Genomic DNA, 20,408 nt, shown 5'->3' with positions numbered 1-20,408 from the left:
GCTGCTGTCGCTGCTGCTGATGCTGTTGCTCACGCGGTGGCCTCCGCAGCCGCCCGGGCCGCCGCCGGAAGGGCGTCGGCGATCTTCTGGACGGCCCGCTCGTCGTGGGCCGTGGACACGAACCAGGACTCGAAGGACGACGGCGGCAGGTAGACGCCGTTCGACAGCAGCGAGTGGAAGAACGCGGTGAAGCGGAAGGACTCCTGTCGCTTGGCGTCCTCGTAGTCGCGCACCTGCCGGTCGGTGAAGAACACCGAGAACATGTTGGAGGCGGTCTGCACCCGGTGCGCCACGCCCTCCTTGTTCAGCGCCTCGGTGACGAGGGCCTGGATCTGCGCGGACACCGCGTTCACCGCGTCGTACGCGGCGTCGTCCAGCAGCCGCAGCTGGGCGAGCCCGGCGGCGGTGGCGACGGGGTTACCGGAGAGCGTGCCGGCCTGGTAGACCGGCCCGGCGGGCGCGAGGTGGGCCATGACGTCGGCCCGCCCGCCGAAGGCGGCGGCGGGGAACCCACCCCCCATCACCTTCCCGAAGGTCATCAGATCGGGCTTGACCCCGTCGACGCCGTACCACCCGGCGCGGCTGGTCCGGAAGCCGGTCATCACCTCGTCGGAGATGTAGAGGGCGCCGTTCTTGTGGCAGGCGTCCCTGAGCCCCTGGTTGAACCCGGGCTCCGGCGGCACGACCCCCATGTTGCCCGGCGAGGCCTCGGTGATCACGCACGCGATCTCGCCGGGGTGCCGGTGGAAGGCCTCCTGCACGGCCTCGAGATCGTTGTACGGCAGCACGATCGTGTCGCCGGCCTGGGCGCCGGTGACACCGGGGGTGTCGGGCAGCGCGAACGTCGCGACCCCGGAGCCGGCGGCGGCGAGCAGGGCGTCCACGTGCCCGTGGTAGCACCCGGCGAACTTGATCACCTTGGACCGCCCGGTGAACCCACGGGCGAGCCGGATGGCGCTCATGGTCGCCTCGGTCCCGCTGCTGACCAGCCGGACCTGCTCGATGGGCTCGACGCGGGCGACGATCTCCTCGGCGAGCGCGACCTCGCCCTCACCGGGCGTGCCGAAGGACGTACCGCGCGCGACGGCCTCCTGCACGGCGGCGATGACCTCGGGGTGCGCGTGCCCGAGGATCATGGGCCCCCAGGAACAGACGAGGTCGACATACTCCCGGCCGTCCGCATCGGTCAGGTACGGGCCGCGGCCGGACACCATGAAACGGGGCGTGCCGCCGACGGCGCGGAAGGCGCGCACCGGGGAGTTCACACCGCCGGGCGTGACGGCACAGGCGCGGTCGAAGAGCGCCTGGGAGGCGGGCGCGTCGTAGGGATAGGGCGTTTCGCTCAGGGCACTCATGGCGTGCGGCTTCTCCGGCTTCTCGGACTCCGGTGATGTGGGTGACCTCCTCAGGGTAGGCCGCGGCCGGGCCGCGAGGCGGCCGGCCTCCGGTCCGCAGCACCGCGGGGGCGCCATCTGCGAGACTGAGACCTGATACACACAGCTCTTACGCACGTAATGATCAGAGGCCGGACAAGAACCCGTGGACTGTTGTTCCACCGCACGTTTCGGCGGGCGGGCGTGGGGGAGGTCACTGACACGATGATCGGGTTGCGCGGCGGGGGCCACGCGTCCTAGAAAAGCAGTCGGGTGGAGATATGCATCGCGGTGGCGGACTGGGCGAGGGGACTGATGACCTGGGTCCTCGACGTGCCCGGCGGGGAAGGCACCGGCGCGACGCGGAGGAATCGACCGAGGCACGGCAGAGCGACGCACGTCAGACACAGGGTGTACCGGGTGAGCCCGAGCGGTACGACCGGCGGACCGACCGGCAGCTGGAGAGCCAGCTCGACCGGCCGGCGGATCGCCGGCTCGACCAGCGGGTCGACCGCCTGAGGGCGGGGAGCAGAAATGGTGGTCGAGTGGGGGTGACATACAAATACTTCGGCGCGCCGGACGGTGCGACCGCGGCTCGCGTCCCCATCTCGATGCGCCCCGAGGAACTCGGCGGCGACGAGCTGGGCATGAACGGCATGTTCACCAAGATCAAGCCGGAGACGATGGCCGCCATGGTGCTGACCGGCATCGAGGGTGTCCCCCTGCACAAGGTCCCGCCCCTGGAACTGGTCGTCCTCCACCCCGACTACGCCGTCGTCAAGCTCCCCATGACCGTCGTCGACCCCCTGCGCGGCATCGGCGAGGAAGCGGTCGGCGCGGCGGCCTTCATCTGGTCGACGGTCCCGGACCGGGGCGGGCCACGGGATGCGTTCAATGTGTACCAGTTGCTGCACGAATGGCAGGACTTCAGCCATCGGCTGCATGAGGCGGGACATCAGCCGTACTGCCTGGTTTGGCCCTGACCGGCTCTGAGCTGGGGTTTCTTGCGGGTTGGGCGGGGTCTTCGGGCCTCGCCCTTTTTGGTGCCGGGGAGGGCCGTCAGGCGACCAGGGCACATTGAGGGCACATTGGTTTTGCTGGGGGTGCTGATGTGCCCTGGGCTGCGGGTGGGTCGCCGTCGTTTTCCGCCTCGGCTTCCGTTTCCGTGAAGGCGTCGTCGATCGCCTTGCGGGTGCGGGTCTCGCTGGACGGCAGCAAGTGCGTGTACGTCCGGAGCGTGAAGCCCGGGTCCGAGTGGCCGAGGTACTCGGAGAGCGCCTTTATGCTCTCACCCGCGTCCAGGAGCACGGAGGCGTAGGCGTGCCGGAGGGCGTGCATCCCGTCTTCGGGGGCCGCCTGGAGGTACATCGCCCCGCGCTCGCGGGGAGGGATCACGCCGGCGGCGGCCAGAGCGCGCTTCCAATCGCCCATGTTGAAGACGCTGCGGTTGTAGGCCCGCCCCTTCGCGTCGACGAAGAGGAGACGGAAGGTCTTCGGCTCGCCGTCCGGCTTGGCCCAGGGCAGGGCGACTTCGACCGGCGGGAACTCCTTCATGTGGGCCTTGAGGGCTGCGGCAAGCTGGGCCGATAGAGGCACGGACCGGATCTTGTTCCCCTTGGGCAGGGCGAAGACGGGCTTCGTGCCGACGAGCCGCACCTGGCGGTTGACGTGGATCCAGCCGCCCTTGAAGTCGATGTCCTCGACGGCGAAGCCGAACACCTCGCCCTGACGCAGCCCGCAGCCGAACGCGAGCTTGCCTCCGGCCTGGAAGCGCTTGGGCAGACCGGCGAGGACTGCCCGGACGCGCTCCAGCGGCCAAGGGATGATCTTCTTCTTGGTCGCGGTCGGCAGCTTGACCGACTTCGCCTTGCAGGGGTTCTTCGGCAGCAGCCCATCCTCCACGGCCGCGCCGAGGATGCTGGAGAGGATGTCGAAAATGCCCTCGATCGTCGACACCTCCAGGCGGGCGTCCTGGAGCCTGCGGATCCAGCCCTGGATGACCGAGGGCTGGTTGAGGGAACGCAGCTCGCGTCGCCCGAGGTGCTCGACGATGTGGTTGCGGACCGTCGCCTCGTAGCGGAGGGCTGTCGTCGGACCGACGGAGTTCGCGTCCAGCCACTTCTGCGCGTAGGCGCCGAGCGTCTGCTTCGTCTCGGCTGGTACGACGTAGGAGCCGCGCCGGATCTCGACGTCGACCTCGGCGGCCCGGTTGTCCGCCTCGGCCTTGGTGTCGAAGTTCTCCTTGCGCTGGCGGCCGTCCAGATCGCGGTAGCGGACCTGCCACCGCTTGCCGACGCCGTGATCGGCGGTGGGGACCATCTGCCGCGTACGGCTCTTGTGTTCACCGCACTCGGCCTCGGTGGGCTTGGGGTGGGACTTGTGCCAACGGTCGTACACGTCAGCCAAGAAGGACCCCCTGAATGCGCTCCCAGGTCTGGATCGCAGAGGTCTCCAGAGGCAGCAGGACTGCGTGCGAGACGCCGAGGGCGGCGGCGATCGCGACGAGGTCGTCGACGTCACAGCGGCGGTGGGCGCGCTCGGTGCGGCTGAGGGCCGTGTTGGACATCGGGCGGCCCAGCGCGGTGCATCGGGCAGCCAGCTGGTGCTGGGTCAGGCCGCGCGCGATGCGTATTCGCTCTATGGCGCGGGCGGCGTGGAGGCCGGCGGGGCCTATTTCAACGGGTCGAGTTGCCATGACAGGTAGCTGTAACTTGCAGCCGACCTTTATGGCAAGAGTTGGCTCTAAAACTCTACAGAAGTCGTTGCAGGGTGACCGTGGGGCGGCGTGGCGTTTATCTCGCCCATTCACGAGGCACGGACGGGTAATTCCGGGAGTCGCCGTGCTAACTTGCCGTCGCGCGTGAACCTTGGGCGTTTTGAGCCGGTAACCGATGATGTGCTCACCGCTTGCTTCAGCTCACCTGATCACCTGCCCAGACAGGCTCCGGCCTGCACCAACCGACGAGACAGGCCCGGTCGAAGCCCCTCGGGCGATCAGGGATGAGGAGGTAGTCGCCAACTTTTTGGTCAACGGCCGATCCGCCTCTACGGTTATTCCCCCTCCCAGCCACGCCGAGGGAATTAGTGGAGAGTTTTAGAACCAACGCTGGACTTCTTCGCTGACGGTGTGGCTGTGTTGTCCAGGCACGCTGTCCAAGACCGAAAAGGAGCCCTGTGCCGAATACCTCTCTCCGCAGCGCGAACGCCCCTTCCTCCGCCGACGCTGCCCGGCGCGGCCCGTTGGCCACCCCGGCGGAAGTCGCTGCCTATCTCGGGGTGCCGGTGAAAACGCTCTACCAGTGGAAGTACCGGGGCATCGGCCCCAACGTGCACAAGGTCGGCCGCCACCTCCGCTACCGCTGGTCCGAGGTGGACGCCTGGGTGAACGCCCAGTCCGCGTACGACCTCACGGCCTGAAGCCGCCCTGCCGGGACAGCGAAGCGGCTCTCCGCGAGCCACCGCCGAGAGCCACGGAGTCCCCGCCCCCATCGCCCTTGAACGATCGAATCGGTGGGCCGGGCCTTGCCCGTCCGGCCCACCGGGAAGGAACGCCTATGGACGAATCTACGTCCCCCGACTCCTCCGCCGCATCCTCGATACCCACCTGGCCGCCCGTCGCCGCCCTGGGCCAGGACGCCACCGCGAAAGCCTCGACCTCGGAGGACGACGAGCCAGGGCAGCCCGGAGAAGGCGCACAGCTACTGGACGAGCTGCAGGAAGCCATCGCGCGGTACGTGATCCTGCCCAGCAGTGAGGCGCTGACCGCCGTCACGCTGTGGGTGGCGGCCACGCACATCCAGCCCGCCCTCCAGCACGCACCTCGCCTCGCCGTGGTCGGGCCTGCGAAGCGGTGCGGTAAGTCCCGCCTGCTGGACGTGCTCACCGAGACTGTGCGCGAGCCGCTGATCACGGTCAACACCAGCCCGGCGGTGGTCTTCCGCGCCATCGGTGCGGACCCGCCCACCCTGCTGGTGGACGAGGCCGACACCATCTTCGGCAGCATCAAGGCCGCCGAAAAGAACGAGGAGCTGCGTGGCCTCCTCAACGCCGGCCACCAGCGCAACCGGCCCGCCCTGCGGATCTCCGGGCCGGAGCACAAGCCGCAGGCGTTCCCCACCTTCGCCATGGCCGCGCTCGCCGGCATCGGGGACCTGCCGGACACGGTCATGGACCGGGCCGTGGTGATCCGAATGCAGCGGCGCAAGCCAGGTGAGCGGGTGGAACAGTTCCGCTCCCGCCGCGACATACCCGCCCTGCACGCCCTACGTGACCGGCTGACTGCCTGGCTGCGCCCGCTGATGGACACCGCAGCCGACCTGGTGCCGCCGATGCCGGTGCAGGACCGTGCGGCCGACACCTGGGAACCGCTGGTGGTCGTCGCCGAACTGGCAGGCGACTCCTGGCCGGAGCGAGCACGCGAAGCGTGCGTGGCCATGTGTGCCGCCGAGGTCGGCCAGGACGACGAGTCCAACGTGAAGACACGCCTGCTGAAGGACATCCGCCGCGTCTTCGCGTGCTACGGCGATCCTGACACCGTGCGCACGCGGGACCTGCTGGAAGAGCTACTCAAGGACCAGGAGGCGCCGTGGGCGGAGTACCGCAACACCGGTCTGACCCCGCGCTACCTGGGGATCCTGCTGAAGGACTTCGGTATCCAGGCAGCCGTCCTCCGCTTCGAAGGCGGACGGCAGGCCCGGGGATTCACCCACGCACAGTTCACCGATGCCTGGGCCCGCTACTGCCCCGAGGAGCAGCCACCCGACGGCGGTGAGACCACACGTCACGGGTCGGCCGTACACCCGTAAACACCCGTCGCACACGTCGCACCGCAGGTCATCCCCGTGACGGGTCCGGCAACTGTGACGGGTCCTCCCGTATCACGCCAGGCTCCCGTACCTGCCCTGACCAGGCATGCGACGGGTGCGACGAGTCCGCCGCCCTCCCCACTGGCAACCCCGCACCGTGCCTAGGCACCCGTCTCCCCCTGGAGTACCACGCTTGCCCTCACGCACCGCCCAAGCCCCCGTGCCGCCAGTGACCGTAGCGATCCGCCTCGGGGTCGCCCTGGTCGGCACGATCGGCTTCGCCCTCTCCTACGACGCCCTGCGGCAGATGGCCGTCGCCATCCACATCCGCGGAGTCCTCACCTACGCCTTCCCCCTCGTGATCGACGGGTTCATCGCCATCGGCGTCGCCGCCCTGCTCATCCTCCGTACCGCGCCCTGGCGTTCTCGCCTGTACGTCTGGGCACTGGTCGGTCTCGCCACCGTCACGAGCATCTGGGCGAACGCTCTGCACGCCGTCCGCCTCAACCAGCAGGCACACACCGCCGGGCTCCATCTGGACGATGTGACCGTCGGCGCCCTGTCCGCGATAGCTCCGCTCGCCCTGGCCGGCGCGGTCCACCTCGACCTCGTCATCCGCCGCCACCCCATGAGTCTGCGCCAAGAGGCCGCCTCCGCACCGGGCCACAACACCTCTGGCCACAGCCACAACGGCACGCACAGCGCCATGCGGCCTGCCTGTTCGCAAGACGATGACTTCCTGCCGAAGGAGGCACAGAGCTCGCCCGACGTGGCCGAGCGCCCAGACGTGGCGGAGGCAGCCGCCAACGTGCCGCAGGCATCGAAGCCGCTCTCCAAAGACGAGGGCCACGAAAGGGATGTCACCTTCGACGAACTCCTCGCCATCGCCCGCACCGCACCGCTGGGACGCGGGGACCGTGCCTCACGCCGCAACATCGAGGCGGCCATCCGAGCCGCTGAGTACCGCATCGGCAAGGACCGTCTCACCCAGCTCAAGGACCGAGTACAGGCCGAACTCGACTGGGCTGCCCGCCAGCGGCAGGCCGAGCCCGACACGGCCCCCGTCGGCGCGCGCTGAGGGCCGCCGCCCTACCCCGATCGACCCACTCCGCTCGTTCCCGCACAGTCCGGAGCGGGGACGAGCGGCCCACTAGGCGACACGGCCTCGCCCCCCAACACCGCACGGAGAACCCCTCAATGCACGACCAGCACCCCGAACTCGCCACCGACCGGACGCAGATGATGACCATCGCCACCAGCGCAGCAAGGTATGGCGTTGGACCGTCCAAGGGCCGGTCCAACGCAGGCACCTCCGCCCCGGGGGTGGCGGAGGACCTCGGGCACCAGGGGGTGCCCGAGGAGGTAACGCCCGGCGACGCAGCCGAACAGTCGCCCGCCGCCCCCGCCGACGAAGTCACCCTGCGTCGCATCGCTCGCCGCCGTACCCGCGAGAGCGTCCAGCGCAAGCAACGTGTCGATGTCCGCTACAGCAGCGATGAGAAGGCCCGGATCCTTACCCGTGCCCGCAAGATGGGCATCGCCGGCGCCCACCTCGTCGGCGCCGTGATCACGGCCTACCTCGACGGTGATCTCGCCGTGGGCCTGGCCGGGCAGCGCACCCAGCTCGACGACTGCCTCGACAAGCTCGACGCCCTACGGGCCGAAGTCGCGCGCATCGGCAACAACGTCAACCAGATCGCGCACCGCCTCAACGCCGGAGGCGATCCACACCCTGTGGACGCCACCGTCCTCGCCCAGACCGAACGCACCCTGGACGCCGTCCGCGCCGCCATCAGCGACATCGCGCAGACCATGAACCACGCCGTCTCCGTGAAGGCGGCCTGGTGATCGCCAAGATCGGCAGCGGCAAGAGCACCGCCGGCCTGATCCGGTACCTGTTCGACACGAAGAAGGCCAAGGACCACACCGACCCGCACCTGGTCGCCTCCTGGGACGGCTTCGCTCCCGACCCCGGCCGCGCCGACGACTTCGACGCCACAAAGAAGCGCCTCGTGGCCGACCTCGACCTGCGGGTCAAGCAAGCCCGCCGACTGGGCCGGGTACCCGAGCGGCACGTGTGGCACTGCTCCGTACGTGCCGCCCCCGGCGACCGGCACCTCACCGACGCCGAGTGGGCGGACATCGCGCGCCGCGTTGTGGCGGCCACTGGCATCGCGCCACAAGGCGATCCGGACGGGTGCCGGTGGGTCGCCGTCCGCCACGCCGACGACCACATCCACATCGCCGCCACCAAGGTCCGTGGCGACCTGCGCACCGCCCGCCACTGGAACGACTACCTGACCGCCGACAAGGAACTCGCCGCCACCGAGAAGGAATACGGCCTCAAGCAGGTCGTGCGCGGCGACCGCACCGCCGCCAAGCGTCCCACCCGCGCCGAGACGGAGAAGGCCCGCCGCGTCGGCAAGACCCAGACCTCCCGCGAACGCCTGCGCACCACTGTCCGCCAGCTAGTGTCCATCGCCACCAGCCCGGAGGACTTCCTCCTTCTGCTCGACGGCGTCGAGGGCGTCCTTGTGGACGTGCAGCATTTTCCCTCCGGTGACGTGCGCGGGTACAAGGTCGCCGTGGAGGGCGATACCAACGCCACTGGTGAACCCGTCTGGTTCTCCGGCGCCAAACTCGCCCCCGACCTGTCCTACCCCAAGATCCGCGAACGCCTCACTGCCATCGACGTCGCGCCTGTCAGCGAGCCGGGCTGCCGACGCAGGCCCAACCCCTGGCACCAGGCCACCGCCGCGGTCGAGCGCATCCCCCACCACCTCCACCACGGCGACGACGCAGCCGCCCAGGCCCACATCGGGGCCTTCGGCGAGGCCATCGACATCCTGCCCCTGCTCGCCCCCAGCCACCTGCGGCCACAGCTGCAGCAGGCCGCCATCGCCTTCGAGCGCGCCACCCGCTCCCGCATCCGCGCCCAGCAGGACCAGGCCCGCGCCCTCCGGGGCGCCGTCCGCGCCCTGCGCACCACACCGGTCACCGGCGACGGCTCCGGACTGGCGATGTTTCTCGACATCGCCGTCCTCGTCGTCATCGCCGCAGCGCGCTGGCACCAGGTCCGCCAGCACGACCAGCAGGTCGCCGCCGCGCACCAAGCCCTGCTCCACCTGCATGCCGCCTACCGACAGGCTGCTGCCGAGCCGCTGGCCGCTCTGGCCCAGCGCCAACCACCGGCCCGCACCATCGAACGGCACGCCCAGCGCGTCCTCGTGATGCTGCCCGACCACGCCCAGCAGATCCTCGACGACCCCGCCTGGCCGGCACTGGCCGCCGCCCTGACCGAAGCCGAGAACGCCGGCCACGACCCCGAACAGCTCCTCCAGCACACCGCACGGCAACGCGCCCTGGACGACGCCCGCTCCACCGCCAGCACCCTCACCTGGCGCATCCAACGCCTCGCCGCCCGACAGGCCCCCAGCGCCCGAGCACGAACCGCGCAAGCCGACACGAGCGCGCCAGCGCGACCGGCACGTCGCGAGCAGCGACGACGACCGCTATGAGGGACGACGGCCACCCGTACGAGCCATGCGTGGCGACACCAGCCGGCGGGGGATTCGCGGCAGCCGCCTCTACCTCTACCTATGCGGCTTCAGCCCCACGCGGAGTCGAGGACACGCTTGCGCGGAGTGCCGAAACCTCCGTGGCCCATGCCGAGATCTCGGCCAGGTGCTGTGGCTCGATACCTACTCGGGGATTGGGCTGGATGAGGAGAGTTGGCAGGCCGCGGGCGACACGCTCGGCTGACCATTCGTGGTCGAGGCCGGTGAAGTCGTCGTCGATCCACACAGCGGGCTCGTCGCCCAGCCAGGCGTCGACGTGGTCGCGTTTCCACAGATAGCCGTTGGGATGGCTGGTGGTGATGTCGGGGCGTGGCAGGTCGACGTGCGGCAGGGGCGGGAGGTCGAGGAGTGGGCCGATCAGCGTGGTGGCGTCCTGCCTCCAGCTCGTACACCAGATCGGTGTGATCAGGCCCGTACGGATCACGTCCATGAGCATGGGGCCGTGGTCGGGGTTGAGCCAGATGGTGACCGGGTCGTCTGCGCTGCGGCCGGTGGGGACGACGTCGTGGCGAACGTGGGAGGCCGGGGTGGCGCCGTCCGCGTCGGGGAAGGGTATGAGGACGCCGTCGATGTCGAGGAGCAGGTAGGGCGGGCGCATCGATTCCTCCACGGGGAGCCGAGGGTCAGAGCTTGCGCGCGGTGATCAGCAGGGTGGTGGGCCAGCGGCCCTGTCGGGGGTCGTGGAACTCCTGGGCCGAGGCGAGCCACAGGCCCGCGCGGCCGAGGTGCTTCTCCCAGCGGGCAGCGTCGAAGTCCCAGCGCGCGACGGGCAGGCGGGTGCGGTCGGGCAGCGTGACGTGGTCGCGGCGGGGGCGGTCGTCTGCGGAGGGCGGTCGACCGCCGCGCTGGGGGTGGGGGACGGAGAAGGCCAGGGTGCAGCCGGGCTTGAGGCGGTGGGTGATGGCGGGGAGCAGGAGTTCGGGGGCGACGAGGCCGACAGCTCCGAATACGGAGTAGATCGCGCCGAACTGCTCGTCGGAGGCGTGCAGGTAGTGCAGGGCGTGGCCGGCGACGAAGGTGAGGTTGTTCAGCCGTCCGTAGTGTGAGCGGGCGCGACGGACTTGCAAGCCGACCAGGTCGACGCCGGTGACGTGGGCCGCGTGCCGGGTGGCGAGGTAGGCGGCGTTGTGGCCGGGGCCGCAACCGAGTTCCACCACGCGCTTGCGGCGCAGGTCGGAGCCGAGGATTTCGGCTCCGGGCCCAATGCCCGGCCGTGTGGTCCACTCCATCCGCGGCGGTGGGGCGAGCGGCTCGGCCGGACCCGCGGCCGTGCGCTGGAGGGCGTGGGCGTACCAGGGGGAAGCTTGGGCGAGCACTTACACCTCCAGGAGCTGGAGGGCGTCGGTGATGTGTCGGCGTACGACCTTGATGTAGGTGGGATCGGTGGCGGGGTCGTTGATCCAGCGGATGGACTGCTCCATGAACCACTCGACGGCCCACATGCGGTGCCATCCCAGCGCCCACTTCTCGGCGGGCAGGCCACCGCGCTCGGCGAGGGCGTCGGGAGTACCGCCCTCGGTGACGTAGGACTCCAGGAAGACGCGCACGCATACGGGGTCGGGGTCGTCGAGGGTGCCGTGCCAGCTGGCGAGGTCGAGCAGGCCCGGTCCGGTGAAGGCGCGGGCGAAGTCCAGCAGGCGCCAGCCGCGCCGGCCGATGTGGAGGCTGGTGGGGTGAAACTCGGAGTGCACCCAGCCGAACGGGGCGACGGTGGTTCCTCGTGCGCGGGTGCCAGCGGCCTGGGCGATCTGGTCGAGGGCGTGCTCGATGTCGCCGGTGTCCGGCCAGCGGTCGGCCTTGCGGAGCTGGTCGAGGTGGTCCAGGGCGCGGCCGGGCAGGGCCCGCAGCCCTTCCTCGTGCAGTACAGGCAGCGCGCCGGCAGTGCGGGTGCGGTGGAGGACCACGGCCGCAGCGGCGCCGTCGAGATCGTCCGCTTCCCGGGTAGGAGTGCCGAGGTCTTCCAGGAACATGCCGAGCCAGCCCTCGATCCGGACCGAGTGGTAGACCTTCGGGACGGGGATGCCGAGGGTGTCGGCCAGTCGTAGAGCCTGGTCCTCGCTGTCGAAGGGCCTTTTGGCGTACTTGAAGATCCGCGTGCTGCCGTCGGGAAAGGTCACGCGTTCGACGCCGGACATCGACCACACCCTCACCTCCTCGCGCTTGGCGGTGGTCTGGTTCGCGACGATGCACAGGTTGGCGAGGAGATCGGTGGTCAGGTTCTCGTTCACGAGGACTCCATCACGGTGGTGGCGGCATCCGGGGCGAGCGAGCCTGCCCGCCCCGGAGCCTTGCTGCTGGGCGTTACGCGGCGGGGGCCACGCGCTGGGCGTAGACCTGCTCGATCCAGCCGGCCTTGAAGGCGGCCAGGTCGCCACGGAAGTTCGCCATCGACGCACCGTAGGGCGCGACGACGCCGCCGGACTGGTCCGGCACGGACTGGCAGCCGTGCACCAGGCGTCCGCCGAGGGCGGCGTGGGCCTTGATGGACTCGATGCGGCGGTGCTCGTTGAACCAGCCGCCGTGGTAGACCTCGTCCAGCATCCCGCCCATCTCGTCGTCCAGGTCGAAGACGACCGAGGTGGCGGCGGGGAAGAACCAGCACGGGCCGACGTTGGAGATGTGCCCGTCCAGCTCGACCTTGTTGAGTGCCATGAGCGTGGCCGCCTCGCGCAGCATGCGCAGGTGCTCGGCGGTGATCTGCGGCAGGCCGAGGCCGGCGAGGTGCTCGTCGCGGAACAGGTAGGCGTAGACCTCGTAGGCGGTCGCCAGCACGCGGGCGGCGTCCGAGGTGGACTCGCCGTGGGTCTTGATGAAGTCCAGCGCGAGCTGCTCGACCGCGCTCTCGGTGGTCTCCCGCGCGTCCAGGAGTTGGGACTTGACCAAGTCCCAGTCAGCGACGAGCCAGGTATTCGACTCGAAGCGGAAGAAGTACTCGGCCGGGTCGATCGTGATGCGCCGGCCGTCGACCTGGATGCCCGGCAGGCGGCTCCAGCGCTCGTCGAACGCCTGCGGCAGTTCGACCGTGATGGCCTTGGTGTCGATGGTGGTCACCGTGTCTCCGTCTCTGATCGGCCGGGTTCGGGCACAGGAGTGCCCGAACCCGGAGCGGGCGTACGGAACTTCAGGGAGCCGCCCGGAGCCGTGGGGAGAACCAGGACTGCAGTCGGGCAGTTCCGGGCGGCTGTGATTAAGTGAACAGTCCGTCACGCACAGTGGGTACGGTGTGGGCAAGGCCAAGCGGTATACACGGTTTACAGCCCCAGGACGGAGGAGGTCATGGCGGCACCCAACAGGCCCAATGTCCGTTTACGCGAGGCCATCGACGCGATCGGCTGCACCTACGACGCGCTGGCCAAGGACGTGCGCCGGATCGCCGCGGAGAACGGCGAGATCATCCACACCAACAAGTCGGCGATCTCCCACTGGGTAAATGGCACGCGTCAGCCCACCGGACGGACCGGCCGTTACCTGGCGGAGGCCCTCTCCCGCCGGGCCGGCCGCCCCGTAACCCTCACCGAGATCGGCCTACGCGACCCCGAGGTCGCCGTCCCTGACGACCCCGATCCCGTCGTCACGGTCACCCACCTGGGCCGCGCCGACATGGAACGGCGCCGCTTCCTCGCCGTGGCCGCCTTCACCACCGCAGGCGTGGCCATGCCCCTGGCCTACGACCACGAAGCCGCATCACGGATGCTCCGCACACGCACGGGCCGGGCGCTGGTGGGAGCGGAAGACGTCGACGTTGTCCGCCAGATCACCGCCGCGTTCAGCGCGGCCGACGAACGCCTGGGCGGCGGCCACGGGCTGACCACCGTTACCGCCTACCTCGCCGACACCGCCGCCCCCATGCTGCGTGCCCGCTTCGCCTCTGAAGCCTTACGCCGAGCAGCCTTCGGCGCCGTCGCCGAGCTGGCCTATCTCGCGGGCTGGAAACACCACGACCTCGGCCACGAAGGTGCCGCCCAGCGCTACTACCAGGTCGGCTACCAACTCGCCTGCGAAGCCGATGCGCACGGCCACGCCGCCTGGATGATGCGCGCCCTCGCCCACCAGGCCCTCAGCCTCAAGCAGCCCCACTACTGCGTCGACCTTGTGGAAGGCGCCCTCCGCCGTGGACTCGGCCACGTGGACGGTCAGACCGAGGCACTACTCCACATCACCCACGCCCGCGCCTTCGCCGCAGTCCACGAGAAACCCGCAGCGGCCCGCGCCCTGCTCGCCGCCGAAGACGCTCTGCTCCGCGACGACGGGCCACAACCCAGCTTCTCCCTCGTCAGCGGACCCGCTGCCGGCACCGTCGCCAGCCACACGGCCCGTACTCTCACCGACCTCGCCGATCACGTCGGTACGGAGCAACAGCACCGCGACGCGCTCGTCCGCTGGGATCCTGAGAAGTACAAGCGCGTCCACGCCCTCACATACGCCGACCTCGGCGACAGCCTCGCCGTCCAGGCCCGCGCCGATGAGGCGGTCGCCGCCTGGAGCGAGGCTCTCACGCTGATGGACGGCATGACCTCCGACCGCACCCGCAAGGCGATCACCTCCATTCGCTCGACCCTGGCGGTCTACCAGCGGCGCAAAGTACCCGGCGCCGCCGAACTCGCCCGCCGCGCCCGTGAGGCGCTCGCCTAACATGCCCACCAATCCCGCCGACGAAGGGACCCCCGTGGCTCAGCCGACAACCGATGACCAGCGCGAGGCGCTCAGGCCCGCCCTGGAATCCATGACCTTGCTGGTCGCCGCCGTCATCGTCCACGACAAGGCCACCGACCGCGTGGTCCTCCTCCAGCGCAGCGACCAGGCCAAATTCGCCAAGGGCAGGTGGGACCTCCCCGTCGGCAAGAGCGAGCCCGGCGAGCCGATCACCGCGACGGCCGTCCGCGAGCTGTACGAAGAGACCGGTCTGACCGTCAAGCCAGAAGCGCTCAAGGTCGCCCACATCATCCACGGCGCCTGGGGTGTGGAAGCCCCCAACGGCTTCCTCACCGTCGTCTTCGTCGCCGACGAATGGTCCGGCGAGCCCGAAAACCGCGAACCGCGCAAGCACGCCCAAGTCCGCTGGGTCGATGCCCACGCCATCCCCGACGAATTCGTCGAGACCACCGCCAGCGCCCTCCACCGCTACCTCAGCGGCGGGCCCCAGGTGTCGCTGGACGGCTGGAACTAACTGAGCGCCTTTTCTGGGAAAGCGTCTCGCCCCACGGTGTGATGAGTGACCGCGTTCAGCGTTCCCAGGTTTCCTCAGTGAACGCCCGACAAGACACGTCGGTGAAGAGGGAGACCATGACGTACGACCGCGACCGCATCGAAGCCCTGCTCGACGAGGGACTCCGCGACAAGGTGTACCCAGGCGCCGTGTGGGCCCTCGGCGACGCCACCGGCACCCTCGCCCAGGGCGCCACCGGCGTCCTCGACCCCGACGAGCCGGACGTGCCGATGCGCACCGACACCGTCTTCGACGCCGCCAGCCTCACCAAGATCCTGGCCGTCTGGTCCTCCACCGGCGCCCTGTGGGAGGACGGCACCCTCGACCTCGACGAGCCGCTCGGCAACTTCTGGCAAGAGGTCACCGGACACCCCCTCGGCGCCGTCACCGCCCAGCAACTGCTGACACACACCGCCGGCGTCCCACTGCGAGCTCAGCTGAAGAACCTCTACGGCACCAATCCGGACGACATCCGCCACGGCGTACTGCACGAGCCACTCCACCGCTCGCCCGGCGAAGCCGTCGAGTACACCGACCGGGCCGCCCTCATCCTCGGCTACCTCGCCGAACACCTCTCCGGCCGCCCCTTGGACCAGCTGGCCACCGCCCGCACCTGGCACCCGCTGGGCATGGCCGGCACCCGCTTCGGCCCCCTCCCCGCCGACCTCGCCGCCCGCTGCGCTCCCACCGAACTCGACCAAGAAACCGACACTCACCTCAAGGGAGTCGCCCACGACTTCTCGGCCCGCCTCCTCGGCGGCATCTGCGGGATCGCAGGCGTCTTCACCGTGCTCGACGACCTGGCTGCCGTCCTGCGGTACATGCTCGCCCCTGCCGCTTCCCAGTTCCGGGCTGGCTTCGGGGCCGAGTGGATCACCCGCTCCCTGGCCATCCAGACGGGTGATCTCCAGCCAGCTCGTGGCCTGTTCTGGCACCCGGCTCCCGGCACCACTGCCGAGGAGGACGTCTGGGTCCACTACGGCTTCACCGGCACGGGCATGTGGATCTCCCCTACCGAGGGTCGCTGGGCGGTGCTTCTGACCAACAAGCTCTACTACACCCGTGACCGCGAACCGCTGACCGGTGTCCGCAACGCCTTTCGAAAGCTGGCTTTCACGTAGGGACCGATCCTCCTGGCGTGCGACGTTTCGCTCGAATGGGTTCGGAGACCCGGTGAGTGGAGGTCGTGTCGCGTGTGGGTTCGGAAGTGAGCTGGCATTCAATTCGTCCGCCCGCTCTGCCGCCCGGCTTCGATCGCGGGCGGCAGTGTTGTGCTGTGTCCAGGGGAACTGCGCGGCGGCCAGTGTTGTGTCCAGAGCGGCGCGCATCCGGGCACCTGTCGCGACAGGGCAGGGGCGAGGTGGTGCCCCCTTACCCTGCCGGCCCTCGGCTGTGAGGTGCACACGTACCAGCAGCCGCAGCATCACCACCGTTCTGACGTTGGAGAACGGCCTTTCAAGTGACGCGGCCCCTACCGTGCCGCGCCCTTCGACCCAGCCGCTTCCGGTTGCGGCAGACGTACGGTTGAAGTACCGAGGGCATCACGCACTCCGGGCCACCACGCCGGGTCGTCCTCGACGAGTGAATCCGGGCCGCCCCAGCGGTCGGCGCGGAGACGGGTCGGGGCCATGTACGCCGCGGTCGAAGCAACTCAGCGCAAGCTCATCACGGCAAGGGCCGCGCTGAGCGCCCGTGCAGGTCCGCAACCTCGCCGAGGGGAGACGTGATGACCTTTTCCCGGCTGGACATCCATCGGCGGAACCGAGGAGAGCGGACGCTCGTCACGCTTGCCGGCGACATCGGGCCGGCCACGACGCCGCTGCTGCGGGCCGCAGTGGAGCAGTGTCTGCTGGACGGTGTCACCGTGATCGACATCGACCTGACCACAGTCGGCTCCTGCGACGCCAGGGGCTTGGACGTCCTCCTGTCGGCAGCACAGCGCGCCGGCCGGGTCCACGCTCGCCTGCGGCTGCACCATCCGTGCGCTCAGATCACCCGGGTCCTCGATGCCACGGGATCGACTTCGCTGCTCCCTACGGCCCCCGCGAGTCCCGTGCCGCCCGCCGCATCCGACGGCTTCATGAGTGCGGCGACGGGGGCGCCCGAGGACTCCGCTCGCCGACCGGACCAGCCGGTCCTCAAGGACGGGATCCGCCTTCGTCGGCTGACCCGCTGGCAGGCAGAAGACATGGGCGCGGACATCGCGGACCTGGCTGCGGAGTCCGTCGCAGGCACCACGGGCGAGCGGTACCACAACCGCGGGGACTTCCTGCACCGCTTGTCGATCACCGCCCGCCGCCCCGGCTTCGCCCTGCTGGTCGCCGAGACGACGGTGCTGGTCGGTTGCGCCTTCGGTTTTCCGATGGGCTCTGAAGGCCCCGGCAGCCGGGGGTCCGACGGAACGCTCCAGGAGATCATCCAGCGGCTCACCTCCCGCGCACGGTTCGTCGTCCTCACCCAGGTCGTGGCCCACCCGCACGTTCAGCACCGCGACATCGCCCGCCGGCTGCAACAGCGTCTGCTCACAGAGCTGCACTCCTCCCTCGGGATCACCCTGCTGCATCCTGCCGACCGGGCAGGACAAGCCGCCTTCTCGTCCTGGGGCTGGCAGAACATGGGTGAGGTCGTCGGGCTGCCCGGCTCCGTAGCCCCCTGCGTGTTGACCCTGTCCGCCGAAGGGCAGCCCTCGGCACGCCGATGACGTGGCAGAGGAGCGATGAGCCGGCGGTCGTACCGGCCGGGGCGGTCACGTGACCCGTCGTCCGCCGTACCGAGGTGCCTCCACGCGATGGCTGCCTGCCTCTCGGCGCGATGGCTGCGCACCACGCCGCCCGCCACGGCTGGGAGTAGCGTGGGAGGTACCGAGAACTTCCGGGCGTACGACCACGGCGGCGCCGTTCCCGGCGAGTGACTGACACGGGCAGCCGGAAAGCAGCGCCCGGAACGGGATCGCACGATGAACGCCATCACAAAGCCCGCCGAAGGTACCGCGCCAGGTTACGGACACTCCTACCGGATGCCCATGCCCCGGCTGCGCCTCACGCCGGACGTCAGCCATGGCCCGCTGGACGGCGCATGGTGGCCGCGCTGCGACGCACTCGAACTCGAATTGCCCGCGCTGGTCGGCTCCCTGGATCCGAGCAGCGGCACCGTCACCCGCGTTACCGTGGGGTCCGCCGCCTGGCCCGATGCTCCGCAGGAGGTGATGGCGCCCGGCCACGTGATCGAGGTGGTCCTGACCGATTCCGCCGCCGAGGCGCATGCCATCACCGTGGACTGCGGCACCGTGGGACGCTGGGAACTGCTGGTGATCCCCCCGGACGAGCCGGTCGGAGTAGCCACCAGGCTGCTGACCGCCGCCGCCGACGCCGGGAATCCACTGTCGGCTCCGCGCCTGCTGGCACTCGCCGAGAGCGGCCTCGACGGACAGGACGCATGGGAGTCGGAAGGCGGAGCCGGACCGAGATGAGCAGCCCGACCCGGCCGACTCCGTGACCGGCAGGCCGGGCGTCCACGACCCCGTGATGGAGCCATGGCACCGACAGACCCTTCGTCATCCTGGCCCGCCCCCACACGAAGCGTGACCGCGGCAGGTGAGGGGATGACGGCAGTACAGCGTACGGACCGGTCCGAAAGCTTCGGGGAAGCTCTCCTGGGAAAGATCCTCGACAGCGCGCACGAACTCCCGCCCCACCTCATCGGGCCCCTGGTCGCCGACGTCGTGGAGCGGCTCGGTGGCCGCCGTCCACAGGTGCTGTTGCAGGACTACGGCCAGCTGCTGCTCGTACCGCTGCCCGGTGAGTGCCTCGCCGACGGGGAACCGCAGGTTATCGACGACTCCGAGGCGGGCCGCTGCTTTCTCGACGCGGTCCCCGTGGAGGTGCCCCAGGAGGACGGCGTCCGGATCCATCTGCCTCTGCTGGACGGCGGTGACCAGGTAGGGGTCATGGCGGTGACGCTGGACAGCATCGACGCCCACGACCGCCGCCTGCTGCTCAGGATCTCCGGCCTGGTGGCCGACCTTCTGGTGACCAAACACGGCTACTCCGACCTGTTCTTCGACGTCCGACGCGGTGAGGCGATGAGCGTCGCCGCGGAGATCCAGTGGTCACTGCTGCCACCGCTGGCCATGATCATGCCCCGGGTAGCCGTGGCCGGGATCCTGGAACCCGCCTACGACGTGGGCGGCGACAGCTTCGACTACGCGCTCAACCACGACGTCCTCCACGTGGCCATGATCGACGCGATGGGCCACGGACTGGACGCGGCCACCATGGCCACCGTGGCCATCGGCGCCTACCGCCACGCCCGCCGCGCCGGCATCGGACTGTCGGAGATCTACGCGTTCATGGACCGCGCCGTGGCCAGGCAATTCGGTCCCGAGCATTTCGTCACCGCGCAGATGATGCAGCTGGACACGACGACGGGACGGGTGCAGTGGGTCAACGCCGGACACCCGCCGCCGATCCTCGTCCGCGACCACCGCGTCGCGCGGCGTCTGGCCGCCCCGACGACCCTCCCCGTCGGCCTCGGTGGTTCGGAGCCCCGGATCAGCGAGCTGGGGCTGGTGCCCGGGGACCGAGTCCTCTGCTTCACCGACGGAGTGGTCGAGGAGCACAGGAGCGGTGGGGAGGAGTTCGGGGAGGACCAGCTAATCGACTGCGTGAACCATCTGGAGAGGACCGGCCGCGGCATCCGGGCGGTGACGCGCTCCCTGTCCCACACGCTCAAGCAGGCGCGGGGCGGACAGACCAGCGATGACGCAACGCTGCTCATGGTGGAGTGGCGCGGCTGATCTCCCCCGCCGTCCGACACCGCTCGGCCGGTCACGCCCAGCGGCAGGCCCGTCAGCCCGGCGAACCGTGCCCGCTCCCGGTGTCGATGAGAATCTGTTCCGCCTGGCTGATGTTGTCTGCCCGGACCGCCTGGGCCATCGCGGCGCGGGCGGCGTCCGGTGCCGCGTCCGGCGGGACCACGAGCAGAGAGAAGATGTCCGTGTCGCCCCGGGTAATCAGGACCGTGTCGTCACCGACCGGGAAGGCATCGATGTGCACCACCCGGTCGTCCACGGCGATACGCGTCGGGAGACCTTCCCAGGCCGCGGTGTCCAGTCCCACACGGGTCACGGGGCCGAGGTGGGCAATGAGGGCGCTCAGGAGCGCGGGCAGCTCAGCACCGATGTCGCGCGAGCGCGGCCACCACGCGCCGTCGAGGACGCCTTCGCGTGATTCGGTCGTTTCCAGCCGGAGAAGCGCACACCCTGGCCGCACCGCCTCGTGGACGCCGCTGGGCAGACGCCGGGGAACAGGTGGTGTATCCGAGCTGGTCATGATGACCACCCGTCTGTAGGGCCGGTGCGACGACGGGACTCCGCCCCGCACCTGCCACGTTACTCCTGGTGTCACACGCGACGGCGTCTCCGAAGCTGCCCCTCGTCCGCCCCCGG

Annotated in this window: 20 protein-coding genes; 12 read left to right on the top strand and 8 right to left on the bottom strand. The window is 69.9% G+C overall.

The window, feature by feature from the left end; translation table 11 throughout:
* Nucleotides 1-29: 29 nt before the first annotated feature.
* Nucleotides 30-1,346, bottom strand: coding sequence for a glutamate-1-semialdehyde 2,1-aminomutase (gene hemL / locus ACWDEN_RS30495; RefSeq protein ID WP_450861025.1), 1,317 nt, complete (start codon nt 1,344-1,346; stop codon nt 30-32).
* A 572-nt stretch (nt 1,347-1,918) separates the two neighbouring features.
* On the opposite strand from hemL, the gene ACWDEN_RS30490 reads away from it, so the two are divergent.
* Entirely contained in the window at nt 1,919-2,356 is a 438-nt protein-coding gene (locus ACWDEN_RS30490; RefSeq protein ID WP_003974483.1) for a hypothetical protein, read from the top strand.
* A gap of 76 nt (nt 2,357-2,432) precedes the next feature.
* Here the strand turns inward: ACWDEN_RS30490 and ACWDEN_RS30485 are convergent, their stop codons facing one another.
* Both ACWDEN_RS30485 and ACWDEN_RS30480 read right to left on the bottom strand, forming a co-directional pair.
* Nucleotides 2,433-3,770 carry a tyrosine-type recombinase/integrase gene (locus ACWDEN_RS30485; protein WP_450861023.1) on the bottom strand — a complete coding sequence of 446 codons (1,338 nt, stop codon included), beginning with the start codon at nt 3,768-3,770 and terminating at the stop codon, nt 2,433-2,435.
* 1 nt (nt 3,771) lies between these two features.
* Entirely contained in the window at nt 3,772-4,068 is a 297-nt protein-coding gene (locus ACWDEN_RS30480) for a helix-turn-helix domain-containing protein (protein WP_450860978.1), read from the bottom strand.
* Nucleotides 4,069-4,547: 479 nt separating this feature from the next.
* Here ACWDEN_RS30480 and ACWDEN_RS30475 point away from each other — a divergent pair, with 479 nt between their 5' ends.
* From ACWDEN_RS30475 to ACWDEN_RS30455, 5 genes are all read left to right on the top strand, one after another.
* Nucleotides 4,548-4,790, top strand: a complete 243-nt coding sequence (locus tag ACWDEN_RS30475; RefSeq protein WP_079088060.1) for a helix-turn-helix transcriptional regulator — start codon at nt 4,548-4,550, stop codon at nt 4,788-4,790.
* 137 nt (nt 4,791-4,927) lie between these two features.
* Nucleotides 4,928-6,178 carry a DUF3631 domain-containing protein gene (locus ACWDEN_RS30470; RefSeq protein ID WP_058081473.1) on the top strand — a complete coding sequence of 417 codons (1,251 nt, stop codon included), beginning with the start codon at nt 4,928-4,930 and terminating at the stop codon, nt 6,176-6,178.
* Between the two features lie 220 nt (nt 6,179-6,398).
* Nucleotides 6,399-7,256 carry a DUF2637 domain-containing protein gene (locus tag ACWDEN_RS30465; RefSeq protein ID WP_388951355.1) on the top strand — a complete coding sequence of 286 codons (858 nt, stop codon included), beginning with the start codon at nt 6,399-6,401 and terminating at the stop codon, nt 7,254-7,256.
* A gap of 119 nt (nt 7,257-7,375) precedes the next feature.
* Nucleotides 7,376-8,026: a MobC family plasmid mobilization relaxosome protein gene (locus tag ACWDEN_RS30460; RefSeq protein ID WP_450860976.1), complete on the top strand. Its 651-nt coding sequence runs from the start codon at nt 7,376-7,378 to the stop codon at nt 8,024-8,026.
* The gene (locus ACWDEN_RS30455) at nt 8,023-9,696 is read left to right on the top strand and encodes a relaxase/mobilization nuclease domain-containing protein (RefSeq protein ID WP_450860974.1); all 1,674 of its coding nucleotides are present in this window, start codon (nt 8,023-8,025) and stop codon (nt 9,694-9,696) included. The genes ACWDEN_RS30460 and ACWDEN_RS30455 overlap by 4 nt, the downstream gene beginning before the upstream one ends.
* 79 nt (nt 9,697-9,775) lie before the next feature.
* Here the strand turns inward: ACWDEN_RS30455 and ACWDEN_RS30450 are convergent, their stop codons facing one another.
* The 4 genes from ACWDEN_RS30450 to ACWDEN_RS30435 form a co-directional block, all read right to left on the bottom strand.
* Nucleotides 9,776-10,354 (bottom strand): hypothetical protein, encoded by a 579-nt coding sequence (locus ACWDEN_RS30450; RefSeq protein WP_450841329.1) that lies wholly within the window; start codon nt 10,352-10,354, stop codon nt 9,776-9,778.
* 25 nt (nt 10,355-10,379) lie between these two features.
* A complete protein-coding gene (locus ACWDEN_RS30445) occupies nt 10,380-11,072 on the bottom strand; it encodes a class I SAM-dependent methyltransferase (protein ID WP_450860972.1) in 693 nt (230 codons plus the stop codon).
* Nucleotides 11,073-11,984 carry an aminoglycoside phosphotransferase family protein gene (locus ACWDEN_RS30440; RefSeq protein ID WP_450860970.1) on the bottom strand — a complete coding sequence of 304 codons (912 nt, stop codon included), beginning with the start codon at nt 11,982-11,984 and terminating at the stop codon, nt 11,073-11,075.
* Between the two features lie 73 nt (nt 11,985-12,057).
* Nucleotides 12,058-12,807: a hypothetical protein gene (locus ACWDEN_RS30435; protein ID WP_399774698.1), complete on the bottom strand. Its 750-nt coding sequence runs from the start codon at nt 12,805-12,807 to the stop codon at nt 12,058-12,060.
* A gap of 225 nt (nt 12,808-13,032) precedes the next feature.
* On the opposite strand from ACWDEN_RS30435, the gene ACWDEN_RS30430 reads away from it, so the two are divergent.
* From ACWDEN_RS30430 to ACWDEN_RS30405, 6 genes are all read left to right on the top strand, one after another.
* A complete protein-coding gene (locus ACWDEN_RS30430; RefSeq protein WP_450860968.1) occupies nt 13,033-14,388 on the top strand; it encodes a helix-turn-helix domain-containing protein in 1,356 nt (451 codons plus the stop codon).
* Nucleotide 14,389: 1 nt separating this feature from the next.
* Nucleotides 14,390-14,923 (top strand): NUDIX domain-containing protein, encoded by a 534-nt coding sequence (locus tag ACWDEN_RS30425; protein ID WP_399774694.1) that lies wholly within the window; start codon nt 14,390-14,392, stop codon nt 14,921-14,923.
* A gap of 116 nt (nt 14,924-15,039) precedes the next feature.
* Nucleotides 15,040-16,083, top strand: coding sequence for a serine hydrolase domain-containing protein (locus tag ACWDEN_RS30420; RefSeq protein ID WP_450841327.1), 1,044 nt, complete (start codon nt 15,040-15,042; stop codon nt 16,081-16,083).
* A 605-nt stretch (nt 16,084-16,688) separates the two neighbouring features.
* The gene (locus ACWDEN_RS30415; RefSeq protein WP_079133892.1) at nt 16,689-17,663 is read left to right on the top strand and encodes an STAS domain-containing protein; all 975 of its coding nucleotides are present in this window, start codon (nt 16,689-16,691) and stop codon (nt 17,661-17,663) included.
* Between the two features lie 255 nt (nt 17,664-17,918).
* The gene (locus ACWDEN_RS30410; RefSeq protein WP_450860966.1) at nt 17,919-18,431 is read left to right on the top strand and encodes a DUF5994 family protein; all 513 of its coding nucleotides are present in this window, start codon (nt 17,919-17,921) and stop codon (nt 18,429-18,431) included.
* Between the two features lie 132 nt (nt 18,432-18,563).
* Nucleotides 18,564-19,757: a PP2C family protein-serine/threonine phosphatase gene (locus tag ACWDEN_RS30405; RefSeq protein WP_450860964.1), complete on the top strand. Its 1,194-nt coding sequence runs from the start codon at nt 18,564-18,566 to the stop codon at nt 19,755-19,757.
* Nucleotides 19,758-19,809: 52 nt separating this feature from the next.
* Here ACWDEN_RS30405 and ACWDEN_RS30400 read toward each other — a convergent pair whose 3' ends face one another.
* On the bottom strand, nt 19,810-20,292 hold the full coding sequence (locus ACWDEN_RS30400) for a DUF5994 family protein (RefSeq protein ID WP_369365184.1): 483 nt from the start codon (nt 20,290-20,292) through the stop codon (nt 19,810-19,812).
* Nucleotides 20,293-20,408 lie beyond the last annotated feature (116 nt).

The sequence above is a fragment of the Streptomyces sp. NPDC001153 genome (assembly GCF_053598315.1).
This window is presented reverse-complemented; position numbering and strand designations above follow the sequence as displayed.

Coding starts and splice junctions, on each gene's coding strand:
- ACWDEN_RS30480 (WP_450860978.1), bottom strand. CDS start 4,068: ATGGCAACTCGACCCGTTGAAATAGGCCCCGCCGGCCTCCACGCCGCC.
- ACWDEN_RS30470 (WP_058081473.1), top strand. CDS start 4,928: ATGGACGAATCTACGTCCCCCGACTCCTCCGCCGCATCCTCGATACCC.
- ACWDEN_RS30460 (WP_450860976.1), top strand. CDS start 7,376: ATGCACGACCAGCACCCCGAACTCGCCACCGACCGGACGCAGATGATG.
- ACWDEN_RS30450 (WP_450841329.1), bottom strand. CDS start 10,354: ATGCGCCCGCCCTACCTGCTCCTCGACATCGACGGCGTCCTCATACCC.
- ACWDEN_RS30430 (WP_450860968.1), top strand. CDS start 13,033: ATGGCGGCACCCAACAGGCCCAATGTCCGTTTACGCGAGGCCATCGAC.
- ACWDEN_RS30425 (WP_399774694.1), top strand. CDS start 14,390: ATGCCCACCAATCCCGCCGACGAAGGGACCCCCGTGGCTCAGCCGACA.
- ACWDEN_RS30420 (WP_450841327.1), top strand. CDS start 15,040: ATGACGTACGACCGCGACCGCATCGAAGCCCTGCTCGACGAGGGACTC.
- ACWDEN_RS30415 (WP_079133892.1), top strand. CDS start 16,689: ATGACCTTTTCCCGGCTGGACATCCATCGGCGGAACCGAGGAGAGCGG.
- ACWDEN_RS30410 (WP_450860966.1), top strand. CDS start 17,919: ATGAACGCCATCACAAAGCCCGCCGAAGGTACCGCGCCAGGTTACGGA.
- ACWDEN_RS30405 (WP_450860964.1), top strand. CDS start 18,564: ATGACGGCAGTACAGCGTACGGACCGGTCCGAAAGCTTCGGGGAAGCT.
- ACWDEN_RS30400 (WP_369365184.1), bottom strand. CDS start 20,292: ATGACCAGCTCGGATACACCACCTGTTCCCCGGCGTCTGCCCAGCGGC.